This window comes from Croceimicrobium sp. (genome assembly GCF_965228705.1).
Lineage (GTDB): Bacteria > Bacteroidota > Bacteroidia > Flavobacteriales > Schleiferiaceae > Croceimicrobium.
On record NZ_OZ245832.1, the window covers coordinates 3232080 to 3248942 of the forward strand.

20 protein-coding genes are annotated in these 16863 nt (G+C 44.1%); 10 read left to right on the forward strand and 10 right to left on the reverse strand.

Features of this window, described 5'->3' with window-relative positions:
• The 6 genes from ACO05P_RS14405 to ACO05P_RS14430 are packed head-to-tail and all read left to right on the forward strand — an operon-like array spanning position 1 to position 4473.
• The gene (locus ACO05P_RS14405; protein ID WP_421751891.1) at positions 1-918 is read left to right on the forward strand and encodes a class I SAM-dependent methyltransferase; all 918 of its coding nucleotides are present in this window, start codon (positions 1-3) and stop codon (positions 916-918) included.
• Positions 918-1337: a SufE family protein gene (locus tag ACO05P_RS14410; RefSeq protein WP_421751893.1), complete on the forward strand. Its 420-nt coding sequence runs from the start codon at positions 918-920 to the stop codon at positions 1335-1337. The genes ACO05P_RS14405 and ACO05P_RS14410 overlap by 1 nt, the downstream gene beginning before the upstream one ends.
• Before the next feature lie 18 nt (positions 1338-1355).
• Positions 1356-1676 (forward strand): DUF59 domain-containing protein, encoded by a 321-nt coding sequence (locus ACO05P_RS14415; RefSeq protein ID WP_421751895.1) that lies wholly within the window; start codon positions 1356-1358, stop codon positions 1674-1676.
• 1 nt (position 1677) lies between these two features.
• Positions 1678-3132 carry a hydroxymethylglutaryl-CoA synthase family protein gene (locus tag ACO05P_RS14420; RefSeq protein WP_421751896.1) on the forward strand — a complete coding sequence of 485 codons (1455 nt, stop codon included), beginning with the start codon at positions 1678-1680 and terminating at the stop codon, positions 3130-3132.
• A gap of 9 nt (positions 3133-3141) precedes the next feature.
• Complete coding sequence (locus ACO05P_RS14425) at positions 3142-3648, forward strand: DUF2480 family protein (RefSeq protein ID WP_210757303.1); 507 nt, start codon at positions 3142-3144, stop codon at positions 3646-3648.
• 6 nt (positions 3649-3654) lie between these two features.
• The gene (locus tag ACO05P_RS14430; RefSeq protein ID WP_421751898.1) at positions 3655-4473 is read left to right on the forward strand and encodes a DUF3050 domain-containing protein; all 819 of its coding nucleotides are present in this window, start codon (positions 3655-3657) and stop codon (positions 4471-4473) included.
• On the opposite strand, the gene ACO05P_RS14435 is transcribed toward ACO05P_RS14430, so the two are convergent.
• Positions 4421-4891 carry a hypothetical protein gene (locus ACO05P_RS14435; RefSeq protein WP_421751900.1) on the reverse strand — a complete coding sequence of 157 codons (471 nt, stop codon included), beginning with the start codon at positions 4889-4891 and terminating at the stop codon, positions 4421-4423. The genes ACO05P_RS14430 and ACO05P_RS14435 overlap by 53 nt on opposite strands.
• 75 nt (positions 4892-4966) lie before the next feature.
• On the opposite strand from ACO05P_RS14435, the gene ACO05P_RS14440 reads away from it, so the two are divergent.
• Positions 4967-5647: an SCO family protein gene (locus ACO05P_RS14440; protein WP_421751902.1), complete on the forward strand. Its 681-nt coding sequence runs from the start codon at positions 4967-4969 to the stop codon at positions 5645-5647.
• Here ACO05P_RS14440 and ACO05P_RS14445 read toward each other — a convergent pair.
• From ACO05P_RS14445 to ACO05P_RS14485, 9 genes are all read right to left on the reverse strand, one after another.
• Entirely contained in the window at positions 5607-6302 is a 696-nt protein-coding gene (locus tag ACO05P_RS14445; protein ID WP_421751904.1) for a hypothetical protein, read from the reverse strand. The two genes, ACO05P_RS14440 and ACO05P_RS14445, sit on opposite strands and share 41 nt — an antisense overlap.
• Before the next feature lie 85 nt (positions 6303-6387).
• Complete coding sequence (locus ACO05P_RS14450; protein WP_421751906.1) at positions 6388-6891, reverse strand: hypothetical protein; 504 nt, start codon at positions 6889-6891, stop codon at positions 6388-6390.
• Between the two features lie 139 nt (positions 6892-7030).
• Positions 7031-7846 carry a T9SS type A sorting domain-containing protein gene (locus ACO05P_RS14455; protein ID WP_421751908.1) on the reverse strand — a complete coding sequence of 272 codons (816 nt, stop codon included), beginning with the start codon at positions 7844-7846 and terminating at the stop codon, positions 7031-7033.
• 21 nt (positions 7847-7867) lie between these two features.
• Positions 7868-8140: a hypothetical protein gene (locus tag ACO05P_RS14460; RefSeq protein WP_421751909.1), complete on the reverse strand. Its 273-nt coding sequence runs from the start codon at positions 8138-8140 to the stop codon at positions 7868-7870.
• Positions 8141-8496: 356 nt separating this feature from the next.
• Positions 8497-10917, reverse strand: coding sequence for a ligase-associated DNA damage response DEXH box helicase (locus ACO05P_RS14465; RefSeq protein WP_421751910.1), 2421 nt, complete (start codon positions 10915-10917; stop codon positions 8497-8499).
• 46 nt (positions 10918-10963) lie between these two features.
• Positions 10964-11956, reverse strand: coding sequence for a potassium channel beta subunit family protein (locus tag ACO05P_RS14470; protein WP_421751912.1), 993 nt, complete (start codon positions 11954-11956; stop codon positions 10964-10966).
• Complete coding sequence (locus ACO05P_RS14475; protein WP_421751914.1) at positions 11938-13518, reverse strand: S41 family peptidase; 1581 nt, start codon at positions 13516-13518, stop codon at positions 11938-11940. The genes ACO05P_RS14470 and ACO05P_RS14475 overlap by 19 nt, the downstream gene beginning before the upstream one ends.
• Entirely contained in the window at positions 13508-13951 is a 444-nt protein-coding gene (locus ACO05P_RS14480; RefSeq protein ID WP_210757313.1) for a deoxycytidylate deaminase, read from the reverse strand. The genes ACO05P_RS14475 and ACO05P_RS14480 overlap by 11 nt, the downstream gene beginning before the upstream one ends.
• A complete protein-coding gene (locus tag ACO05P_RS14485) occupies positions 13932-15065 on the reverse strand; it encodes an alpha/beta hydrolase (RefSeq protein ID WP_421751916.1) in 1134 nt (377 codons plus the stop codon). Before ACO05P_RS14485 ends, ACO05P_RS14480 begins: the two co-directional genes overlap by 20 nt.
• 101 nt (positions 15066-15166) lie before the next feature.
• Between ACO05P_RS14485 and ACO05P_RS14490 the strand changes: the two genes are divergently transcribed.
• From ACO05P_RS14490 to ACO05P_RS14500, 3 genes are all read left to right on the forward strand, one after another.
• Positions 15167-15706: a fasciclin domain-containing protein gene (locus ACO05P_RS14490; protein WP_421751918.1), complete on the forward strand. Its 540-nt coding sequence runs from the start codon at positions 15167-15169 to the stop codon at positions 15704-15706.
• 81 nt (positions 15707-15787) lie between these two features.
• Positions 15788-16159 (forward strand): PadR family transcriptional regulator, encoded by a 372-nt coding sequence (locus tag ACO05P_RS14495; protein WP_421751919.1) that lies wholly within the window; start codon positions 15788-15790, stop codon positions 16157-16159.
• Positions 16156-16767 (forward strand): hypothetical protein, encoded by a 612-nt coding sequence (locus ACO05P_RS14500; RefSeq protein ID WP_421751921.1) that lies wholly within the window; start codon positions 16156-16158, stop codon positions 16765-16767. Before ACO05P_RS14495 ends, ACO05P_RS14500 begins: the two co-directional genes overlap by 4 nt.
• Positions 16768-16863: the final 96 nt, after the last annotated feature.

The following is a 16863-nucleotide window of genomic DNA, read 5'->3' on the forward strand; positions in this document are numbered from 1 at the left end:
ATGAAGAAGTGGGTCCTTAAAGCGCTAATCCAGAAAATTATTTCCTTTTTACCGGGTAGCCATCGTATTAATTTTTGGTTTCAGAAATACATCACCAAAGGGGTGCATTTAAGTGATTCCTATTTTTCGGATAAGCTAATGCATGCGGAAGACCATCTCCGTTTTTACAGTAAGGATCGCTCCTTAGCGGGGATTCGAACTTTGGAATTAGGTACGGGATGGTATCCGGTTGTGCCGATTAGCCTTTATTTGGCTGGGGCCGAATCAGTAAGTACCATCGACCTTAGTCGCTTAATGAATCAAGAAGCATTGGTGGCAACGGTTCAGAAGTTTCAAGCCTGGCTTAAGGAAGATAAACTCAAGCAGTTTAAAGACTTTTGGCGTGAAGATCGCCTGCAGCAATTAATGATTCTGGAAGCCGATAAACTGGACTTCGAAAGTTTGCTTTTGGCCTTTAATTTGGATTATCGTGTGGGTGATGCCCGCCATTTAACCGATGCCGATGCGAGCTTCGACCTCATTCACTCCAATAATGTATTTGAGCACATTTACCCTCAAATCTTAAAGGAGATATTGGTGGAGTTTAAAAGGGTTTTAAAGCCTCAGGGGCTGATGAGTCATTTTATAGATATGTCAGATCATTTCGCACATCTCGATTCCAGCATCAATATTTACAATTTCCTCCGTTTTAGTGAATCGGCCTGGCAGACTATCGACAATAGCGTGCAGCCTCAAAACCGCTTGCGATTAAGTGATTACGAAGCGATGTATGCTGATTTGCAATTACCGATTTTAGATAAGAAAGTTCGTCCGGGTGAACCGGATAAGTTGGAAGGGATGAAATTGGCAGCTCCCTATAAGGGGCGCTCCACAGAAGATTTAGCGATTAGTCACGCACATTTAATAAACAGCCTTTAATGCAAAGTATTAAAGAAATACAGGAAGATATTATCGCTGAGTTTCAGATGTTCGACGACTGGATGCAGCGTTATGAATACCTCATTGATTTAGGGAAATCTTTACCCTTAATTGATGAACAATTTAAGGTCGACGACAATATTATTAAAGGATGCCAAAGTAGAGTTTGGCTGCATGCCGAAGGCGATAAAACGGAAGTACATTTCACAGCCGACTCAGATGCCATCCTTACCAAAGGTTTGATTGCCCTGCTGGTACGAGTGTTTGATAGCCAACCAGCTGAAGAAATATCAGGTGCTGATTTGTACTTTTTAGATCAAATCGGATTGAAAGAGCATCTTAGTCCAACCCGGGCTAATGGTTTGCTTAGTATGGTAAAACAAATGAAGTTTTATGCCCTGGCCCTCCAAGCCAGATAGGACCAAAAAAAGAGAAGGATGAACGATGCGGAAATGCAAAAAACGGGCGACGATATAGTAGATGTACTACGCTCCATTTTTGACCCGGAAATTCCGGTAGACATTTATGAACTGGGTCTGATCTATGATGTTCAGGTAAGCTCGGAGGGAGATGTAAAAATCCTAATGACTTTAACTTCACCCAATTGCCCAGTGGCCGAAAGCTTACCCGAAGAAGTTAAACAGAAGGTAGGCACTATTACCGAGGTAAAAGACGTTGAGGTAGAAATCACTTTTGATCCTCCCTGGACTAAGGAGATGATGAGTGAGGAAGCAATGTTGGAACTGGGATTTTTATAAAATGACAAAAACAGGGATTGATGCGATTCACTATTATGTGCCTTCATTGGTGCTTCCCATATCAGCTTTAGCTGAAGCTCGGGGAATAGAGTACGCAAAATTGAATAAGGGATTGGGCCTTGAGGGAATGGCCCTTTGTGATGCGGATGAAGATGTAGCCACCATGGCTGCAGAAGCCGCAATAAATTTGATCCAAGAACAAGGCCTCAATCCTCAGGAAATTGACCGTATCTATCTGGGTACGGAATCAGCTTTGGATGCGGCGAAGCCAACTGCAGCCTATATTCTCGGTATTATTGAGGATCGCTTGCAAGTTGAATACGGCGAGCGTTGTCTCCAGAATTGTGATGTAATCGACATGACCTTCGCCTGCATTGGTGGGGTGGATGCCTTGCTTAATTCAGCGGACTATATTCGATTACGCCCTCAAAGCAAAGCCATTGTTATTGCGGCCGATAAGGCTCAATATGATTTGGCTTCAACCGGTGAATACACCCAGGGAGCAGGTGCCGTGGCCATGTTAATTAGCGCCAATCCGCGCCTTTTAAGCCTCGAGCCCGAATTTGGGGTGGCAACTAAAAGCGAATATGATTTCTTTAAACCTCGTCGGCTTTTCGCGAAATCGGATTTACTACAAGCTGCTGCTCAATTATTGGGAAGCCCTATTAAGGAAGAAGATATTTCGGCTTTACTAGCCAGTGCAGAAGATGCTTTCTGGGGCAGTGATAAAATGGAGATTGAGCTCTTTAAAGAGGAGCCGGTTTTTGACGGGCCCTACTCGAATGACTGTTACAAGGCTCGTACCTCAGAGGCCCTCGCGCATTTGGAAAAACAGCGACCTGAGCTTTCCATTTTAAAGGATTGGGATTATACGGTTTTCCATTTGCCTTATGCCTATCAGGCGCGTAGGATGTTTACCGAAATGTGGTTGGATCGACTACCTTCCAGCGACTTGGCATCTTTGGTTGATGAGCTGGGACAGCCTTCAGGCGAAAGCCCTAACTGGGACCCCACTTTTGTGAAGGCAGTTTCCAAATCAGAGGCCTATCGCCAGTTTGTAGCGACTAAAATTGCTCCGGGCGAAAGAGCTTCTTCGCAGATTGGTAATATGTATACGGCCTCTCTATTTATGAGTTTCCTTTCCATTTTGGAAAGCGCCCGCGAAGCGAATGAAAATTTAGCAGGCAAGCAAATGGGATTCATGGCTTATGGTAGTGGATCCAAGTCCAAAGTTTTCTTTGGTAGCCTTGAGACCCAATGGAAAGAAGCTCTACCTAAGGACGCCTTATTTAGTCGCTTGGCCCAACGCCAAACCATAGATTTTAAAACTTATGAAGCCTTGCATAAAGGTGAAATAAAAGAAGCCGTTCTGGCTCGTAGCGGAAGTGTGTTTCAGGCATTAGCTCAAGAACCTAACCGCGAGGGTTACCGCTATTACGCTCAGGCTTCAAAATAGTATTGAAGATTGGAAGAGATTCGAAATAAAATTGCCGAAAGCGGATTGATTAACCTGAGTATGGAAGACTTCTATCCTCAGGCTCCGCGCATGGAATTGGATATTGCCCCTTGGCTTTATGAGGGGGTAATGTTACGTGAGAAGGATTTTCGAGCTTCCATTAAGGAACACGATTGGTCGCAGTACCAAGGGGCTTTTGTTGCTGTCTTTTGTTCAGAAGATGCCATCATTCCTCAGTGGGCCTATATGCTTTTAGGGGCTGCTTTGGAGGGCTTTGCCCAAAAGGTGGTTTTCGGCGATTTAGAGCTTCTGGAAACCTTGGTGATGGAAGAGGCCTTGAGCCAAATTGATGCAGAGGTCTATCGCGATAAGCGGGTTATTTTAAAAGGATGCGGTAATATTAGCATTCCACCTCAGGCCTATCTAAAAATGACTTTGCATTTAAAGCCCGTGGTGAAGAGTCTCCTCTTTGGTGAAGCTTGTTCAACGGTTCCTGTTTACAAGAAAAAGGCTTAGTTCAGCATGACTGATTTTGATATCCTGTCGGTGAAAACCGCCATTAGTGATACCCGAAAGAAATTATTGCAACATCCCATTTATCAGGATTTAAATGATCTTCCCTCGATGCGGATTTTCATGGAACACCATGTATTTGCCGTGTGGGATTTTATGTTGCTTTTAAAGGCCCTTCAGCGCAAGCTCACTTCCGTAGATGAAGTTTGGGTGCCGACCGAAAATCGAGTAGCCCGTCGCCTCATCAATGAAATTGTATGGGGAGAGGAGAGTGATCTGGATTTAAATGGCCAGCCTTCCAGTCATTATGAGATGTACCTGGATGCCATGAAACAGATTGGTGCGGATGTGAGGTCGGTAAATCACCTGGTGCAAAAAGCTTCGGAGGGGCATAGTTTGAAGTCCTTAATGAAGTACAATGTAGCTGAGATTGAAAGCAGTCGCTTGAATTTTGTGCGAGTAAGCTATGAGATCATCAAAGAAGGCAAGCTGCATGCTATTGCCGCTGCATTTACATTCGGCCGGGAGGATTTAATTCCGGATTTGTTTACGGAAATCGTGCGCGATCTCAATAATCGTTTCCAGGGAGAGCTCAGTGCTTTTGTCTATTATTTGGAGCGCCATATTGAGCTGGATGCGGATGAGCATGGCCCTATGGCTGAGCAAATGATTCGGGAGCTTTGCGGCAACGATCAACAGAAATGGGAAGAAGCAAAACAGGCGTCGCAGAAAGCTCTGGACGCCCGTTTACAGTTTTGGGATGCGATTCACGCGGCTATTCGGCAGCAGAAGCAGAGTCCTGAGCTGGAGTCTGCGCTTCTAGCTTAGCCAACATTTCATTACCGGCGGCTAAGGCATCAGTTGTTTTGGAGTCGATACGCTCCATTTTCATTTTTTCAGATTTGAAGAAGGCTACTTTTTCTTCTTCACTCCAGCTTTCTTCAAAATTGCTGGAGAACTCACGCATCCAAACCATCATTGCTTCTTTGGCATATTTCAGTTCGGTAGCAGCGGTCATAATATCAATACTGTCGGCACGGCCCACAGAAGCTTGCATCAATTGACCTTGCAGTTTACTCATAGGGGTCATTTGAGGCATTACTTTATCGTGAAGTTCCATGACTTCCTTCTTGAGACTCTCGGAGTTTTCGGAAGTACTGGCACTGGAATTTTCAACTTGAGCAGGGCTGTTGTTGCAGGCCCAAAGCATGGAAAGGCCAACCAAGGCCAAAGCGATCTTTTTCATGAAGCTTGCTAAATTTTAGGCTAAGTTAGAACATATATAAGCCTTCCTCCGAGCTCCAGACTTTATTTTTGCACTATGAAAGTTAATCTCAGTCGAACCGACTATATGCGGATCGGAGTATTGATTCTGGTTTTTGTAGCGGGAATCATCGGTAGCTATATCATTCTTAAGCCTAAGGAACGCTTACCTATTTACAATCCATCGGAATTGGATGAGCGATTGGTAGCGAAGGATTTGCAACAGCAGGGAATCAATCATAAGGTATTGCCCTTTAAGCTGATCAATCAGTATGGTGATAGCATTTCCAATGCGGATATGGAAGGCAAGATTTATGTGGCTGATTTCTTTTTTACGGTTTGCCCGGATATCTGCAAGGATATGGCGGTGCAAAAACGTCGTTTGCAAGGGGCCTTAAAAGATGAGCCCGATTTTGCCATTCTTTCCCATTCGGTGACCCCGGAAATGGATTCGGTGCCGGTTATTAAGGCTTATTCGGATTTACAGGGAGCCATCCCTGGGAAGTGGCATATTCTAACTGGTGATAAGCCGCAGATATACAATCTGGCCCGCCGTTCTTATTTTGCCATTTTCGACTCGGGAGGTAATGGCGATGAAGCAGATTTCATTCATACCGAGAACTTTATTCTGGTAGACAAGCAAAAGCGTATTCGCGGCTATTACGATGGTACCAGCGCGGAAGATGTGGATCGCTTAATTAAGGATTATGCGATATTAAAGGCGGAGTATAAAAATTAGAAAGGTTTTCGCGAGGCTCCAAGTAAACACTGTCGCCATTGGTCTTATTTATAAGTAGAATGGTGTCAATGGTCCAATTTTCCTCCTTTTGTCTAGCCGTCCAGATTAATAAGGCTGGTCCTTCATTTCCTCTTATATCCACCTTCATTTTGTAGCCATTGGCCTTAGAATGCCCAATCATATTTCCTTCCAGATCCAAATCTATATCGCTGTCCAATTGGTAGAAGCTTTCTTCTTGCGCTTTTACTCTTAACCAAACATGTTGAAAATCAGAAAAAATAGTATGCTTGATTTCGGTGCCACTTGGTGGAACCATGGAAAATAAGCAAAGCAACGGTGCTGGTGCGAGTAAAATTGCGGCAACAACATGAGCCTTTTGCTTATAGACCGTTTTCGATTTTTCCTCTAAATCCGAAGTACACTTTGGACATTTGTGTGCTCTAATATCAACATGGGAAAAGCACTGAGGACAAGTTTTTCGCTCTTTTCGCAATGCTATGATTAGGTAAGCTAAGAAGGTTAACATTGGGTGGAAACCAAACCATAACCAATGTTTGCTCAAACTTTTCTTCTTAGCCAAGAAAGAGCCCAAAATGATTGGAGCAATCCACGAACCTAGGAATCCAATTATTGGCAATACACTATAAAAACTCATTATTCGAAGCGGGAATTTTCAGGACAGCCAAATTCCGAAAAAAGCCTTGATTAAAGAAAAAAGCCTCCCGAAGGAGATATAGAATTTAAGGATCTAATTGAATAATTAGTAAGCCATCACTGCTGCTACTAGGTGGTAGTATGCTAATACTTGCCGTGCAGATTTCAGCACAACCTCCATTATCCAAACAGTCTGCAATCTTACTGCCGCATGAAAACTTGCCGTCACAGGTTTTACTCCAAAGGAGATCGCCATTGCTATCACAGCAGCAGTCAACATTGTAAGTGTCACCCTCCTCAATTGCTTTTCCCTTACGGATTAAATCAATCGGGAAAAAATTGATTTGGGTAATCTCTGTCTTTTCGATGCTCAATTCTCTAGTAGCGGGATTCCAGTAAGCGGAGACCTTGAGCATTTGGTCCTTCATTGGGTCAATTTTCTTTTCCGCTTTGGTGGTGAGATCAACTAGTATTTGATCTAGTTCCTTAATTGAATTTGATTGGCTTTCTTGGGGCAATTTCGATTTACTACAGCTTTGTAAGCATAAGGTTGCAATAAGGAGGATGAGAGTTTTTTTTGAGATTCCCATGTTTCGAATTTTAATAGCCTACTCTTATGATTTTCGGCATCCTCATGGGGGTATATTTTGTTTAGTAAGGATTAGTGGGTAGAAAAAGCCTCCCGAAGGAGGCTCCTCAAGAAAAGAAACACAAATTGATTGAACGCAATTAGTTTTCGAGCAAGACTTGTCTTTGATATTTTCGACCCGCAAAATCTTGTATTTCCAGATAGTAATAGCCTGCTTTTAAATCGCTGCGAACAGCTAAGTTGAGCGTATTTTCATTCATTTTACAGTCCTTTATAACTTGAACCTCTTTGCCACGGCTGTTTAAGATTCGCACTCGATCTAAGGAAATGGGGACACGGATTTCAACTTGGAGCTTTCCGCCAATTTTCACCGGATTGGGGTAAACTCGAATTGAGGCTTCCAGTACTTCTGAATCGGGCTCCAAACCTTTTTTCTCTCGGAAGAGTTGTTCCCAATTTTGAAAGACAATTTCTTCCTCTAACTGACTATCATCCTCTGGTCGCGCGATCACCACTTCGATGTCCTCATTAAACTCGAAAAGAGCTTTATGAATTTCAGGATTCTGAATAAAGATCTCCCGGGCCAGGGGCAGATACTCTCGCAGAACTTCTACGGTAATGCCCTTAGGAGCGGGGAAGGCTTTGGCTTCACCCTTTTCTAAGGCCCAGGCTCTATAGCCCTGTTTGAACAGTACAAAGGCATTGCTGATATTAAGCTCGGGTGAGGGATTTAAAGAACTTTCCTTTTTGGCCACATTGCAATCGTCAATACAATTGTGTCCATTGGGGATGTTTACATTATGGCAGCAGGCTGTTTCCCAGTCGGAATAAGGCCCCATGCTTACATATTTCACCTGTTTGCAATAATCTCCGTTTGGACTGCAAACTATGGCGGTGGCCCAGCATGGTATGGCTATGCACAAAGTGCAAAGCAGACTTAAAATTTTCGCTTTCATATCTCTGATTTAATTTGGTGCTTATTCGCAGCAGCAATCGATGGTCCAGCCTCGCGGGACATTTACATTGTCGCAGTCGGCTTCCACCCATTGCCCATTGATAAATACTCGATCAATTCTTTCGCAGGGGTAGTTGACCAAGGTGTGGCCATGGTCTTCGCAGAGATATACGCGGGCTTGTACAAAGCCCATGCTAAACAGGAATACGATTAAGGCTAAATGCTGTGATCGTAAATTCTTCTTTTGAAATACCGGGCTTTGACGGTTTTTGCCCTTCTTTTTGGATAAGTTCATGCTTTGGTTTTAATTAATATCCGGCTAAAGAGTGCTTTTATTCGGGAAAATAAAAGGGGGCAAAATTTGAATCGGAAGCTCTAATTATTTTAGAATTTCTTTTTCATTCCGATAAAGACTACGAGAAACATATTGTTGTTTTAATGATAGACGAAAGGTTGTGATTTTTAATATAGTAAGCAAATAATTTTAAAATTAAACGTTTTTTATTAAAGATTAGGAATATTTTCTACCACTACTATTTTTAAGTATTTTTCTTTTTAGTAGATGAAAAACAATAATTTATAGTCCGCTTATTTTAGATGTTAAGTGAATTTGGAGATGAAAAATAAATTTAAGGACAAAGATTAATCTTTTTAATAAAGATCAATTTGCATCTTTTTAACTCTTTCTTCTAAGCTCTCATTGGTGAGTCGTTCTCTTAATCGGTCGACCATAATAGGGAAGCAAAAGGGACTGGGTTTCTCTAGGTCTTTAATTACTATTTCCTGGCCATTAATTCTTTCCAGAGCTTGCCGTAATCGTCCTTCCTCCAATTGAAATTCCAGAGCCTCTTCATAGGATTGTTGCAAGAGTAGATTGTCGGGCTCATAATCATTGAGGACTTTAAAAATGAGGGAGCTATTGCTTTGGAGGTGTTTTTCCTTCACCGGTTCACCGGGATAGCCGCGGTATACCAATCCTGAAATAACGGCGATGTCCCGGAAACGCCTTCCCGCCAATTCAATGGCATTAACCGAATGCATGATGTCTTCCCTTAGATCTTGTAAGCTAAAGATGTCGGTATCTAAGGCCTCCTCAATTGGCAAGGGCTTATCACTAAGAAGCTCAAAGCCATAATCGTTCATGGCAATACTGGCGCTGATCGATTCTAATAAGGAGATGCGATAGGCTAATAATGCCGACATTCCCTCGTGAACTGCACGTCCTTCGAACGGGTAAATAAAGAGATGGTGCCCTTCTCGGCTTTGAAATCGTTCAATTAATAATTGCTCCCTTTTAGGGATGATAGAGCGTTCTTCTTGCACCTCCCAAAGGGGCTTGATTAATTGGAGTTCAGGGTCTTTACTACTATGGCTATGACTTTCTTCCAATTTTTTTCGGAGCATCATTCCCATCTGAGCGGAAAGCGGCATGCGGCCACCTTGCCAACTTGGAACTTGTCCTTTGCCACTGCGACTTAGCTTTACCTGGGCTTCCATGCCTTTAAAGCGCACTAATTCCAAATTTCGACCGGCAAACCAAAAGGCATCGCCAGGCTTGAGTCGGGAGATAAAATACTCTTCAATGGTACCTAAATATCCGCCACCTTCGAATTTGATTTTAACCACACCATCACCCACGATGGTGCCAATGCTCATACGATGTCGCATGGCGGTACGACGACGATTCACAACATATTTACCGTCCTCTTCAATTTCTACCTTGTGGTATTCATCATAGCTTTCCAGTGATGCACCACCATCACAAACGAATTTTAGGCACCAGGCCCATTCCTCTTCTCTTAAGCTTTGATAAGAAAAGGTGGAGCGAATCTCAGGGAAAATCTCCTCGGGATAAAAACCATCGCCTACCGCTAAGCTTACCAGGTATTGTACCAATACATCAAAGGAGCGGAGGTAGGGAAAGCGTTCTTCTATAAGTTCTTCTTCAATGGCGGAGCGCAAAGCCGCGGCCTCCACCAGCTCCAAACTATGCGTAGGTACAAAGTAAATTTTGCTGGTAGCTCCAGGTTGGTGACCACTGCGGCCTGCGCGCTGCATAAAACGCGCTACCCCTTTTGGGGATCCCACTTGAATAATGGTTTCCACTGGACGGAAATCCACTCCTAAATCCAAGCTGCTTGTGCAAACCACTGCTTTGAGCTGACCAGTATAAAGGGCGTCTTCCACCCAATTGCGCAGTTCCTTACTAATGCTACCATGATGCATGGCCATTAATCCGGCCATTTGCGGAGCTACATCTAGAATGCGTTGGTACCAAATTTCAGATTGAGAACGGGTATTGGTAAAGATGAGCGTCGACTCCGATGATTCCAATATGGGAATTACCTTCTCGAGCATTTTTATTCCCAGATGTCCAGCCCAGGGTAATACTTCTATGGTATCGGGTAAGACAGATTCTACCTCAATCTTTTTCCGGGTGCCAGAGCGGATCATGGTTTTTAGGTCCTCGGGGAATTCCGGACCCAGTAAAACATCCAGAGCCTCTTCCATATTGCCTATAGTAGCTGAGATGCCCCAGCTCTGTAATTGAGGATTGATGCCCCTTAAGCGCGACAGGGCTAATTCCATTTGCACCGCTCGCTTGGAGCCCATCAATTCATGCCATTCATCCACCACTACCGTATGCAAGTGCCGAAAGGTTTGATGGTTATGCTTTCCTGCCAGCAGGAGGTGCAAACTTTCGGGGGTAGTGATTAGCAAATTGGGCATTTGCTTTTTTTGGCGATTCCGTTCCGCGGTGCTGGTGTCGCCAGTGCGTATGCCAACGGTAAATTCGAGCCCCATTCCTTCAATCGCTCTTTCGGCAGATTGGCGTATTTCTTTTGCCAAAGCCCGAATGGGGGTAATCCAAATTGCGCGTAAGCCCTTGCCTTTGGATTCTCTTATTAAGATCGGTAAGAGCAGGGAATAGGTTTTGCCACTTCCGGTGGGTGCATTTACAATCCCGTTTTTTCCTTCTGCATAAGCTTGCCAGGCCGCTTCCTGAAAGGCTGCTGCTTCCCATTTTTGGGAGGCAAACCATTTTTCAGCGGCTTTTAAGTCGAGCTTCATGAGGCGCGATTGCTTTTAGGGGCGCTTAGGGCCAGTCTAAGATGGTTTAGAAGGGTGGGCGTTCCGGACGATTATCGAGGATAGCATCAATGGCCTCCATTACCTCAGCGCTTAATTTGGCCTTAGCCTCGCTGGCTTTTAGGTTTTCTTCCAATTGATACATTTTGGAAGCGCCCAAAATGGCAGTGCTCACATCCGGATTTTTCAAGACCCAGGCAATGGCCAGTACAGGCATGCTTAAGCCTAAATCCTGAGCCAAAGCAGTAAGCTTACGCACCTTGGCGAAATAGTCTTCCTGCAGGTTTTTCTCGGCTAACCAGCTGAGCTCTTCCAAATTAAGGCGGGCATCAGCTGGAACCCCATTATTGTATTTTCCCGTAAGGATGCCACTGGCCAGAGGACTCCAAATGGTAGTGCCCAAACCTACGGTTTTGTAAATCTGGCTGTATTCCACTTCTACCTTATCGCGCACCAACATATTGTATTGGGGCTGTTCCATGGTGGGGGGAATTAGATTGTATTGGCGGGCTACCATGTGGGCTTCCATAATTTCCTGAGCGCTCCATTCGCTGGTACCCCAGTATAAAACCTTACCCTGCTGAATGAGATTGTGCATGGTCCAAACCGTCTCCTCAATAGGAGTGTTTTTATCTGGACGATGGCAATAAAAGAGATCTAAATAATCTACCTGCAAACGTTTTAGGGCCTGGTGGCAAGCTTCGGTTAAGTGCTTGCGGGTATTGCCTTTTTGGGTGGGCTTGGAATGCTTTAATCCGCGAATGCCAAAAAAGGCTTTACTGGAAACCAAGTAAGAATCGCGACTCCATTGTAAATCATTGAGGATTTCGCCCATCAATAATTCACTTTTCCCATCTGCATAAACTTCGGCATTATCGAAAAAATTAACGCCGGCATCATAAGCAGACACCATTAGTTCTTTGGCCATGTCCTTTCCGATCTGAGTGCCGAAAGTGATCCAGGAGCCGAAGCTCATTTCCGATACTTGTAATCCTGATTTTCCTAATCTGCGGTATTCCATTCTTTCATTTCATTTAAGGCCCTTAAGGCTTCCAAAACATAGGGGTCATCAATAGCGTAAACCCGCTGATAGCCTTTAGTGCCATAGCGATTGTAGGCAATAAATGCCTTTAATCTATTTTTTAATGCCAGCACCTGAGCAGAGTCAGCTTCTTCGATGCGTTTGGAGATGGGTATTCCAAAGAAAGCCTGGTAAACCGTGCTGTCTACTTCCCAGTTTTTTACAAAACTATCTTCTTCCCATTGGGCAAATTCCTTACGATGTTCATCCACATAGCGGAAGGCACTCTCGTCTAAATCAACGGTCATCGCCAAGTGGTATAAGAGGCGGGTAGTACCACTGGTATCATAGCCAACTTCACGATCGGGTAAAATTCCTCCCTGATGGCGAGGTCCTTTGAACTCTGCGCTATCCGGTAATAAAACCGTTGAATCTTCCTGCAATGAGCCGGTATTTCCATGGAAATAATAGCTCTCATCATAGCTATCGTAATCCCTCTGAATAGAGCGACCTAAAGGGGTATAATAACGTTGGGTGGTGAGGCGCATTTTAGATCCATCCTTAAGGGTGATTTCCTCCTGCACCAAGCCTTTACCAAAGGAACGGCGCCCAATAATGCTCGCTCGTTTATGATCTTGCAAGGCACCAGCTACAATCTCACTAGCCGAAGCTGATCCGCGATTAATCAAGACCACTAATTTTCCCTTTTCGAAAAGGCCGCGATGATTGGCATAGCTCTCTTCAATGCTGCCATCCCGACTTTTGGTAAAGACAATCATTTTGCCCTTCGGAAGGAATTCATCGCTGATATCCTGGGCGGCACTGAGCAGTCCTCCAGGATTATCTCTTAAGTCGAAAATGATGGAGGTAGCGCCTTTGTTTTGGAGTTTTCGCAAAGCGAGCTTTACTTCTTGAGTACTGCGCGCAGTAAATTTATTGAGCTTAATTAAACCAACGCTGTCGTTCAGTAAAAAGGCCGAGCTCACCGAGTTCAAATCAACCTGGGCTCTGCGAATGGTAATGTCTTTTTCCGCTGCTTCGGAAGGTCGGAATACATGTAGTTTAACGGAGCTCCCTTCTTTACCTTTTAGGGTTTTAACTACCAATTCGCTGTTTAACTGATCCCCCGCAAGGGAAATACTATCCGCTCTTAATATGCGATCGCCAGGCAGAATTCCCGCCTTTTCCGAAGGGCCACCCTCCATAACCTGAACCACTGCCAGGCTGTCTTTGTAAATTTTGAATTCGATACCGATACCCACAAAGCTGCCGCGGATGGATTCTTCATTGGCGCTTACCTGATCTTCGGGGATATAGGTAGAGTGGGGGTCGAGATGATGGAGCAGTTCGGAAATGGTTTGGTCGAGGAGGCTATCGGTATTTACCTGATCCACATATTCGTAGTCGATATAATCGATAATCTGCCGCAGCTTTTGTTCGCGCTCACTTTTCTCATTCAGGGCTACAGCCTGATGAGGGAAATTGAAAAAGAGGCCGAGGAAAATCCCGAAGATTACGGCCAAGCCCAATAAAATGGGGAAGAGAGTTTTGCTATTGTTCAAGTTCCTGTGCGCTAATCTGTACCAGCTCTACGCCGGCTTTTTCCAAAAATTGTAAACCCGAGTCGTCCTTATAACGCTCAATGTATACCAATCGTTTAATGCCGGATTGGTGTACTAATTTACTGCATTCTTTGCAAGGCGAAAGGGTAAGGTATAAGGTGCCGCCATCACTGGAATTGGTGGAGCTGGCCATCTTTAAAATAGCATTCGCTTCCGCGTGAAGCACATACCATTTGGTGTAATTTTCTTCATCCTCACAGTGATTTTCAAATCCACTAGGGGTGCCATTATAGCCATCGGAAACAATCATCCGATCTTTAATAATGAGCGCTCCTACCTTACGACGTTCGCAATACGAAAGCTGGGCCCACTCGCGGGCCATGCGTAAATAAGCGATATCGTATTTATATTGTTTAGGGTCTTTTTCCCGCATGCCGGTATTTCTTTAGTGGAGCTTGCTTAAAAAACCAAAGTAAGGCCTCTGGTAATTGCTCTCGCCAAAGGTCTTCATTATGCTCACCATCTGCAACCACCTTGGTGTGTATCTGCCAGTTTGGATGCATATTATCCAATATAGCACGACATTTTAAAGTTCTTTGAACGGCCTCCTCGGGCTTGTTGCCTTCTTTAGTCCCTATCATCTGATAGATCAAGGTAGCTTCTGGGCTGCCATGCTCGGCTACCATTTCCGGAACTTCGGGATTAAACCAATAGGCCGGAGAAAAAACCAGGGCCCCACCAAATACCTCGGGCCAGGCTTCTAAGGCGGTTAAGGAAATCAGTCCACCTAGGGAACTGCCTCCGATATAGGTGTATTCTCTTTCGGTTTTAACCGGATAATGTGCATCTACATAGGGCTTAACTTGATTCACGATAAAATCGAGATATTCATAACCATCGCCACCACCGTATTCTTCATTTTCAAAAGCCGAAAGTTCCCGGATGCGATTTTCTCCACCATGGTTTATCGCTACCACTATCAGCGGAAGCTCCAGGCTATCCAGGCACTGCGCTAAATTCCATTTACGGGAACTACCTTTTAATCCTTGAAAGAGATTTTGGGCATCGTGAAAATACATTACTGGATAATCCCGTCTAGCTGTTTCATAGCCTTCCGGCAGATAGATCCAAACTTTACGATAGGAATTGTTATAGAAGAGGCTGTCGTTTTCTGGGACTAATTGTACGCCTCGAGGGGGATGTTCTTTATGATCTTCCCAGGCTTCCCAATAGAGGTGGAGGCTGTCGGCACTGAGGTCCAAAACCCGATTAGGACGTGGACTCCCATCCGCGAAAGCTTCAGCTAAATCCCAGCTGCCCCCGGTGATTTTAGCTTCGACCTGATCAGCTGGCAGCTTTAAGGTTAACTGACCATTTTCAAAACGAAAATTCGAATCGGCGGGATTCCAATTATTGAAGCTGCCGGCCAAATATAATTTTTGAGGCAGAGGCTGTTCTCCTTTTTGATGTAGGAGGATTACAGTTTGAGCAAATCCGCCCCAGCTTAATAAGCAAAGAAGCAGGGCCCAATAAGATTTTGCCGACATAGGGCTGAGGATTAGAAGCAGCACTAAAGTAAGTTTTTATCGGTCCATAAATCCATTTGAGTGATCCGCTCGTATCTAATAGAAACAAAACACACTCACTCATGAAACGATTTACTCTACTTACACTTTTGGTTGGTTTTTGCGCGACTCTGCAGGCGCAAACGGTAATGGTTGGCGGAGAGGCGATGTACCCTAAAAAGGATATCGTTAGCAACGCTGTGAACTCCGTCGATCATACCACTTTAGTAGCCGCCGTTAAAGCTGCCGGCTTGGTGGAAACCCTGCAGGGGGATGGTCCATTTACGGTTTTTGCACCGGTAAATGATGCCTTCGAAAACTTACCCGAAGGAACCGTTGAAGCCTTGTTAAAGCCAGAAGCCAAAGCAAAATTACAGGCAGTTCTAACTTATCATGTTATTCCTGGAGTTTTGGATTTTAAAGCGCTAAAGGCGAAAATCATGGAAGGCAAGGGTAAGGCGGTTTTAACTACCGTTCAAGGTGCCAAGCTCACTTTTATGATGAATGGCGAGCATAATATTTTGGTGAAAGACGCTCAGGGTAATGTGGCGAATATCACGGTATACGATGTGTATCAAAAGAATGGGGTGATTCAGGTAATCGATTCGGTTCTGATGCCCTAAGTATCTTGTTGTTTGGTTGATAAAAGGCGACTCGCATGGTGAACATCGAGTCGCCTTTTAAATTTTTCAATACATAGAATTATGATGTATAGATATTTTATGTATTATTGCCCTATGTATTCGAAAGAACTTTTAAAAGGAACCCTGCAAGCCATTATTCTAAAGCTATTAGCTGAGCATGGCAGCATGTATGGATATGAGATTTCCCAAAAGGTGAAGGAGCTATCCAGTGAAAAGATTTTACTGAAAGACGGTTCATTGTATCCGGCTTTGCAAAAAATGCTGAGTGATGGCTTGGTCGACTATCGCGAAGAAAGGATTGGTAAGCGCGTACGTAAATACTATCAGCTTACCTCCACCGGGAAGGTGCGCCAAAAAGATGCCTTGCAAGAGATTAAAGAATTCATCCAGACCCTCGATGATTTACTCAGTTTAAAATTGACTATGTCATGAAAATAAGTGAAGCCCAGGAAGAGCAAATCAAGGAAAGAGTGATGCAGCACGCCTTTCAGCTTGAAGGCTTAGCAGATGATTTGATTGATCATATCTACTGCTACCTCTACGAGCACGGAACTGAGAAAAGGGATTTTAGCTGTCAGCTGGATGAGGCTATTCATTTATTGGCTCCTGAGGGTTTGGAGACCATTGAAGACGAGACTTTCTATTTGTTAAACTTTAAAAAGATGATTCTTATGAAACGATTCATTTACGGCATCGGCCTGATCGGAGCCATGCTTTTTAGTAGCGGTGTAATATTTAAAATTTTCCACTGGCCGGGAGCCAATGTGATGTTGGGCAGTGGAGTTATCGTTGGGCTGCTCATGTATTTACCCCTTTGGGCTATCGATCGTAATAAGTATAAAATGGTGCAAAAACCTCTGGAAAAATGGAAGCTCAATTTGGGTGTTGCCTCTGGAGTTTTGGTAGGCTTGGGCACCATGATGAAGGCTTTGCATTTAATGGGAGCGGGTGTAACATTAATACTAGGAGCGCTAATTTTTATCGCTGGATTTTTACCCGTCTATTTTGTGAGTTCTTATCGAAAAGCCATTGAGGCTTAAATAAAAAGAGCCGGATTTTTTCCGGCTCTTTTTTTGGCTTTGTGTGCCACTTTGAGGGAGAGGCCCAAACATTCGTTGTACCTTTCGGCAGGAAAG

Coding starts and splice junctions, on each gene's coding strand:
- ACO05P_RS14485 (WP_421751916.1), bottom strand. CDS start 15,065: ATGTCGGCAAAATCTTATTGGGCCCTGCTTCTTTGCTTATTAAGCTGG.
- ACO05P_RS14470 (WP_421751912.1), bottom strand. CDS start 11,956: ATGGAATACCGCAGATTAGGAAAATCAGGATTACAAGTATCGGAAATG.
- ACO05P_RS14450 (WP_421751906.1), bottom strand. CDS start 6,891: ATGGGAATCTCAAAAAAAACTCTCATCCTCCTTATTGCAACCTTATGC.
- ACO05P_RS14420 (WP_421751896.1), top strand. CDS start 1,678: ATGACAAAAACAGGGATTGATGCGATTCACTATTATGTGCCTTCATTG.
- ACO05P_RS14445 (WP_421751904.1), bottom strand. CDS start 6,302: ATGAGTTTTTATAGTGTATTGCCAATAATTGGATTCCTAGGTTCGTGG.
- ACO05P_RS14455 (WP_421751908.1), bottom strand. CDS start 7,846: ATGAAAGCGAAAATTTTAAGTCTGCTTTGCACTTTGTGCATAGCCATA.
- ACO05P_RS14435 (WP_421751900.1), bottom strand. CDS start 4,891: ATGAAAAAGATCGCTTTGGCCTTGGTTGGCCTTTCCATGCTTTGGGCC.
- ACO05P_RS14410 (WP_421751893.1), top strand. CDS start 918: ATGCAAAGTATTAAAGAAATACAGGAAGATATTATCGCTGAGTTTCAG.
- ACO05P_RS14490 (WP_421751918.1), top strand. CDS start 15,167: ATGAAACGATTTACTCTACTTACACTTTTGGTTGGTTTTTGCGCGACT.
- ACO05P_RS14500 (WP_421751921.1), top strand. CDS start 16,156: ATGAAAATAAGTGAAGCCCAGGAAGAGCAAATCAAGGAAAGAGTGATG.
- ACO05P_RS14480 (WP_210757313.1), bottom strand. CDS start 13,951: ATGCGGGAAAAAGACCCTAAACAATATAAATACGATATCGCTTATTTA.
- ACO05P_RS14405 (WP_421751891.1), top strand. CDS start 1: ATGAAGAAGTGGGTCCTTAAAGCGCTAATCCAGAAAATTATTTCCTTT.
- ACO05P_RS14415 (WP_421751895.1), top strand. CDS start 1,356: ATGAACGATGCGGAAATGCAAAAAACGGGCGACGATATAGTAGATGTA.
- ACO05P_RS14430 (WP_421751898.1), top strand. CDS start 3,655: ATGACTGATTTTGATATCCTGTCGGTGAAAACCGCCATTAGTGATACC.
- ACO05P_RS14495 (WP_421751919.1), top strand. CDS start 15,788: ATGATGTATAGATATTTTATGTATTATTGCCCTATGTATTCGAAAGAA.
- ACO05P_RS14465 (WP_421751910.1), bottom strand. CDS start 10,917: ATGAAGCTCGACTTAAAAGCCGCTGAAAAATGGTTTGCCTCCCAAAAA.
- ACO05P_RS14460 (WP_421751909.1), bottom strand. CDS start 8,140: ATGAACTTATCCAAAAAGAAGGGCAAAAACCGTCAAAGCCCGGTATTT.
- ACO05P_RS14440 (WP_421751902.1), top strand. CDS start 4,967: ATGAAAGTTAATCTCAGTCGAACCGACTATATGCGGATCGGAGTATTG.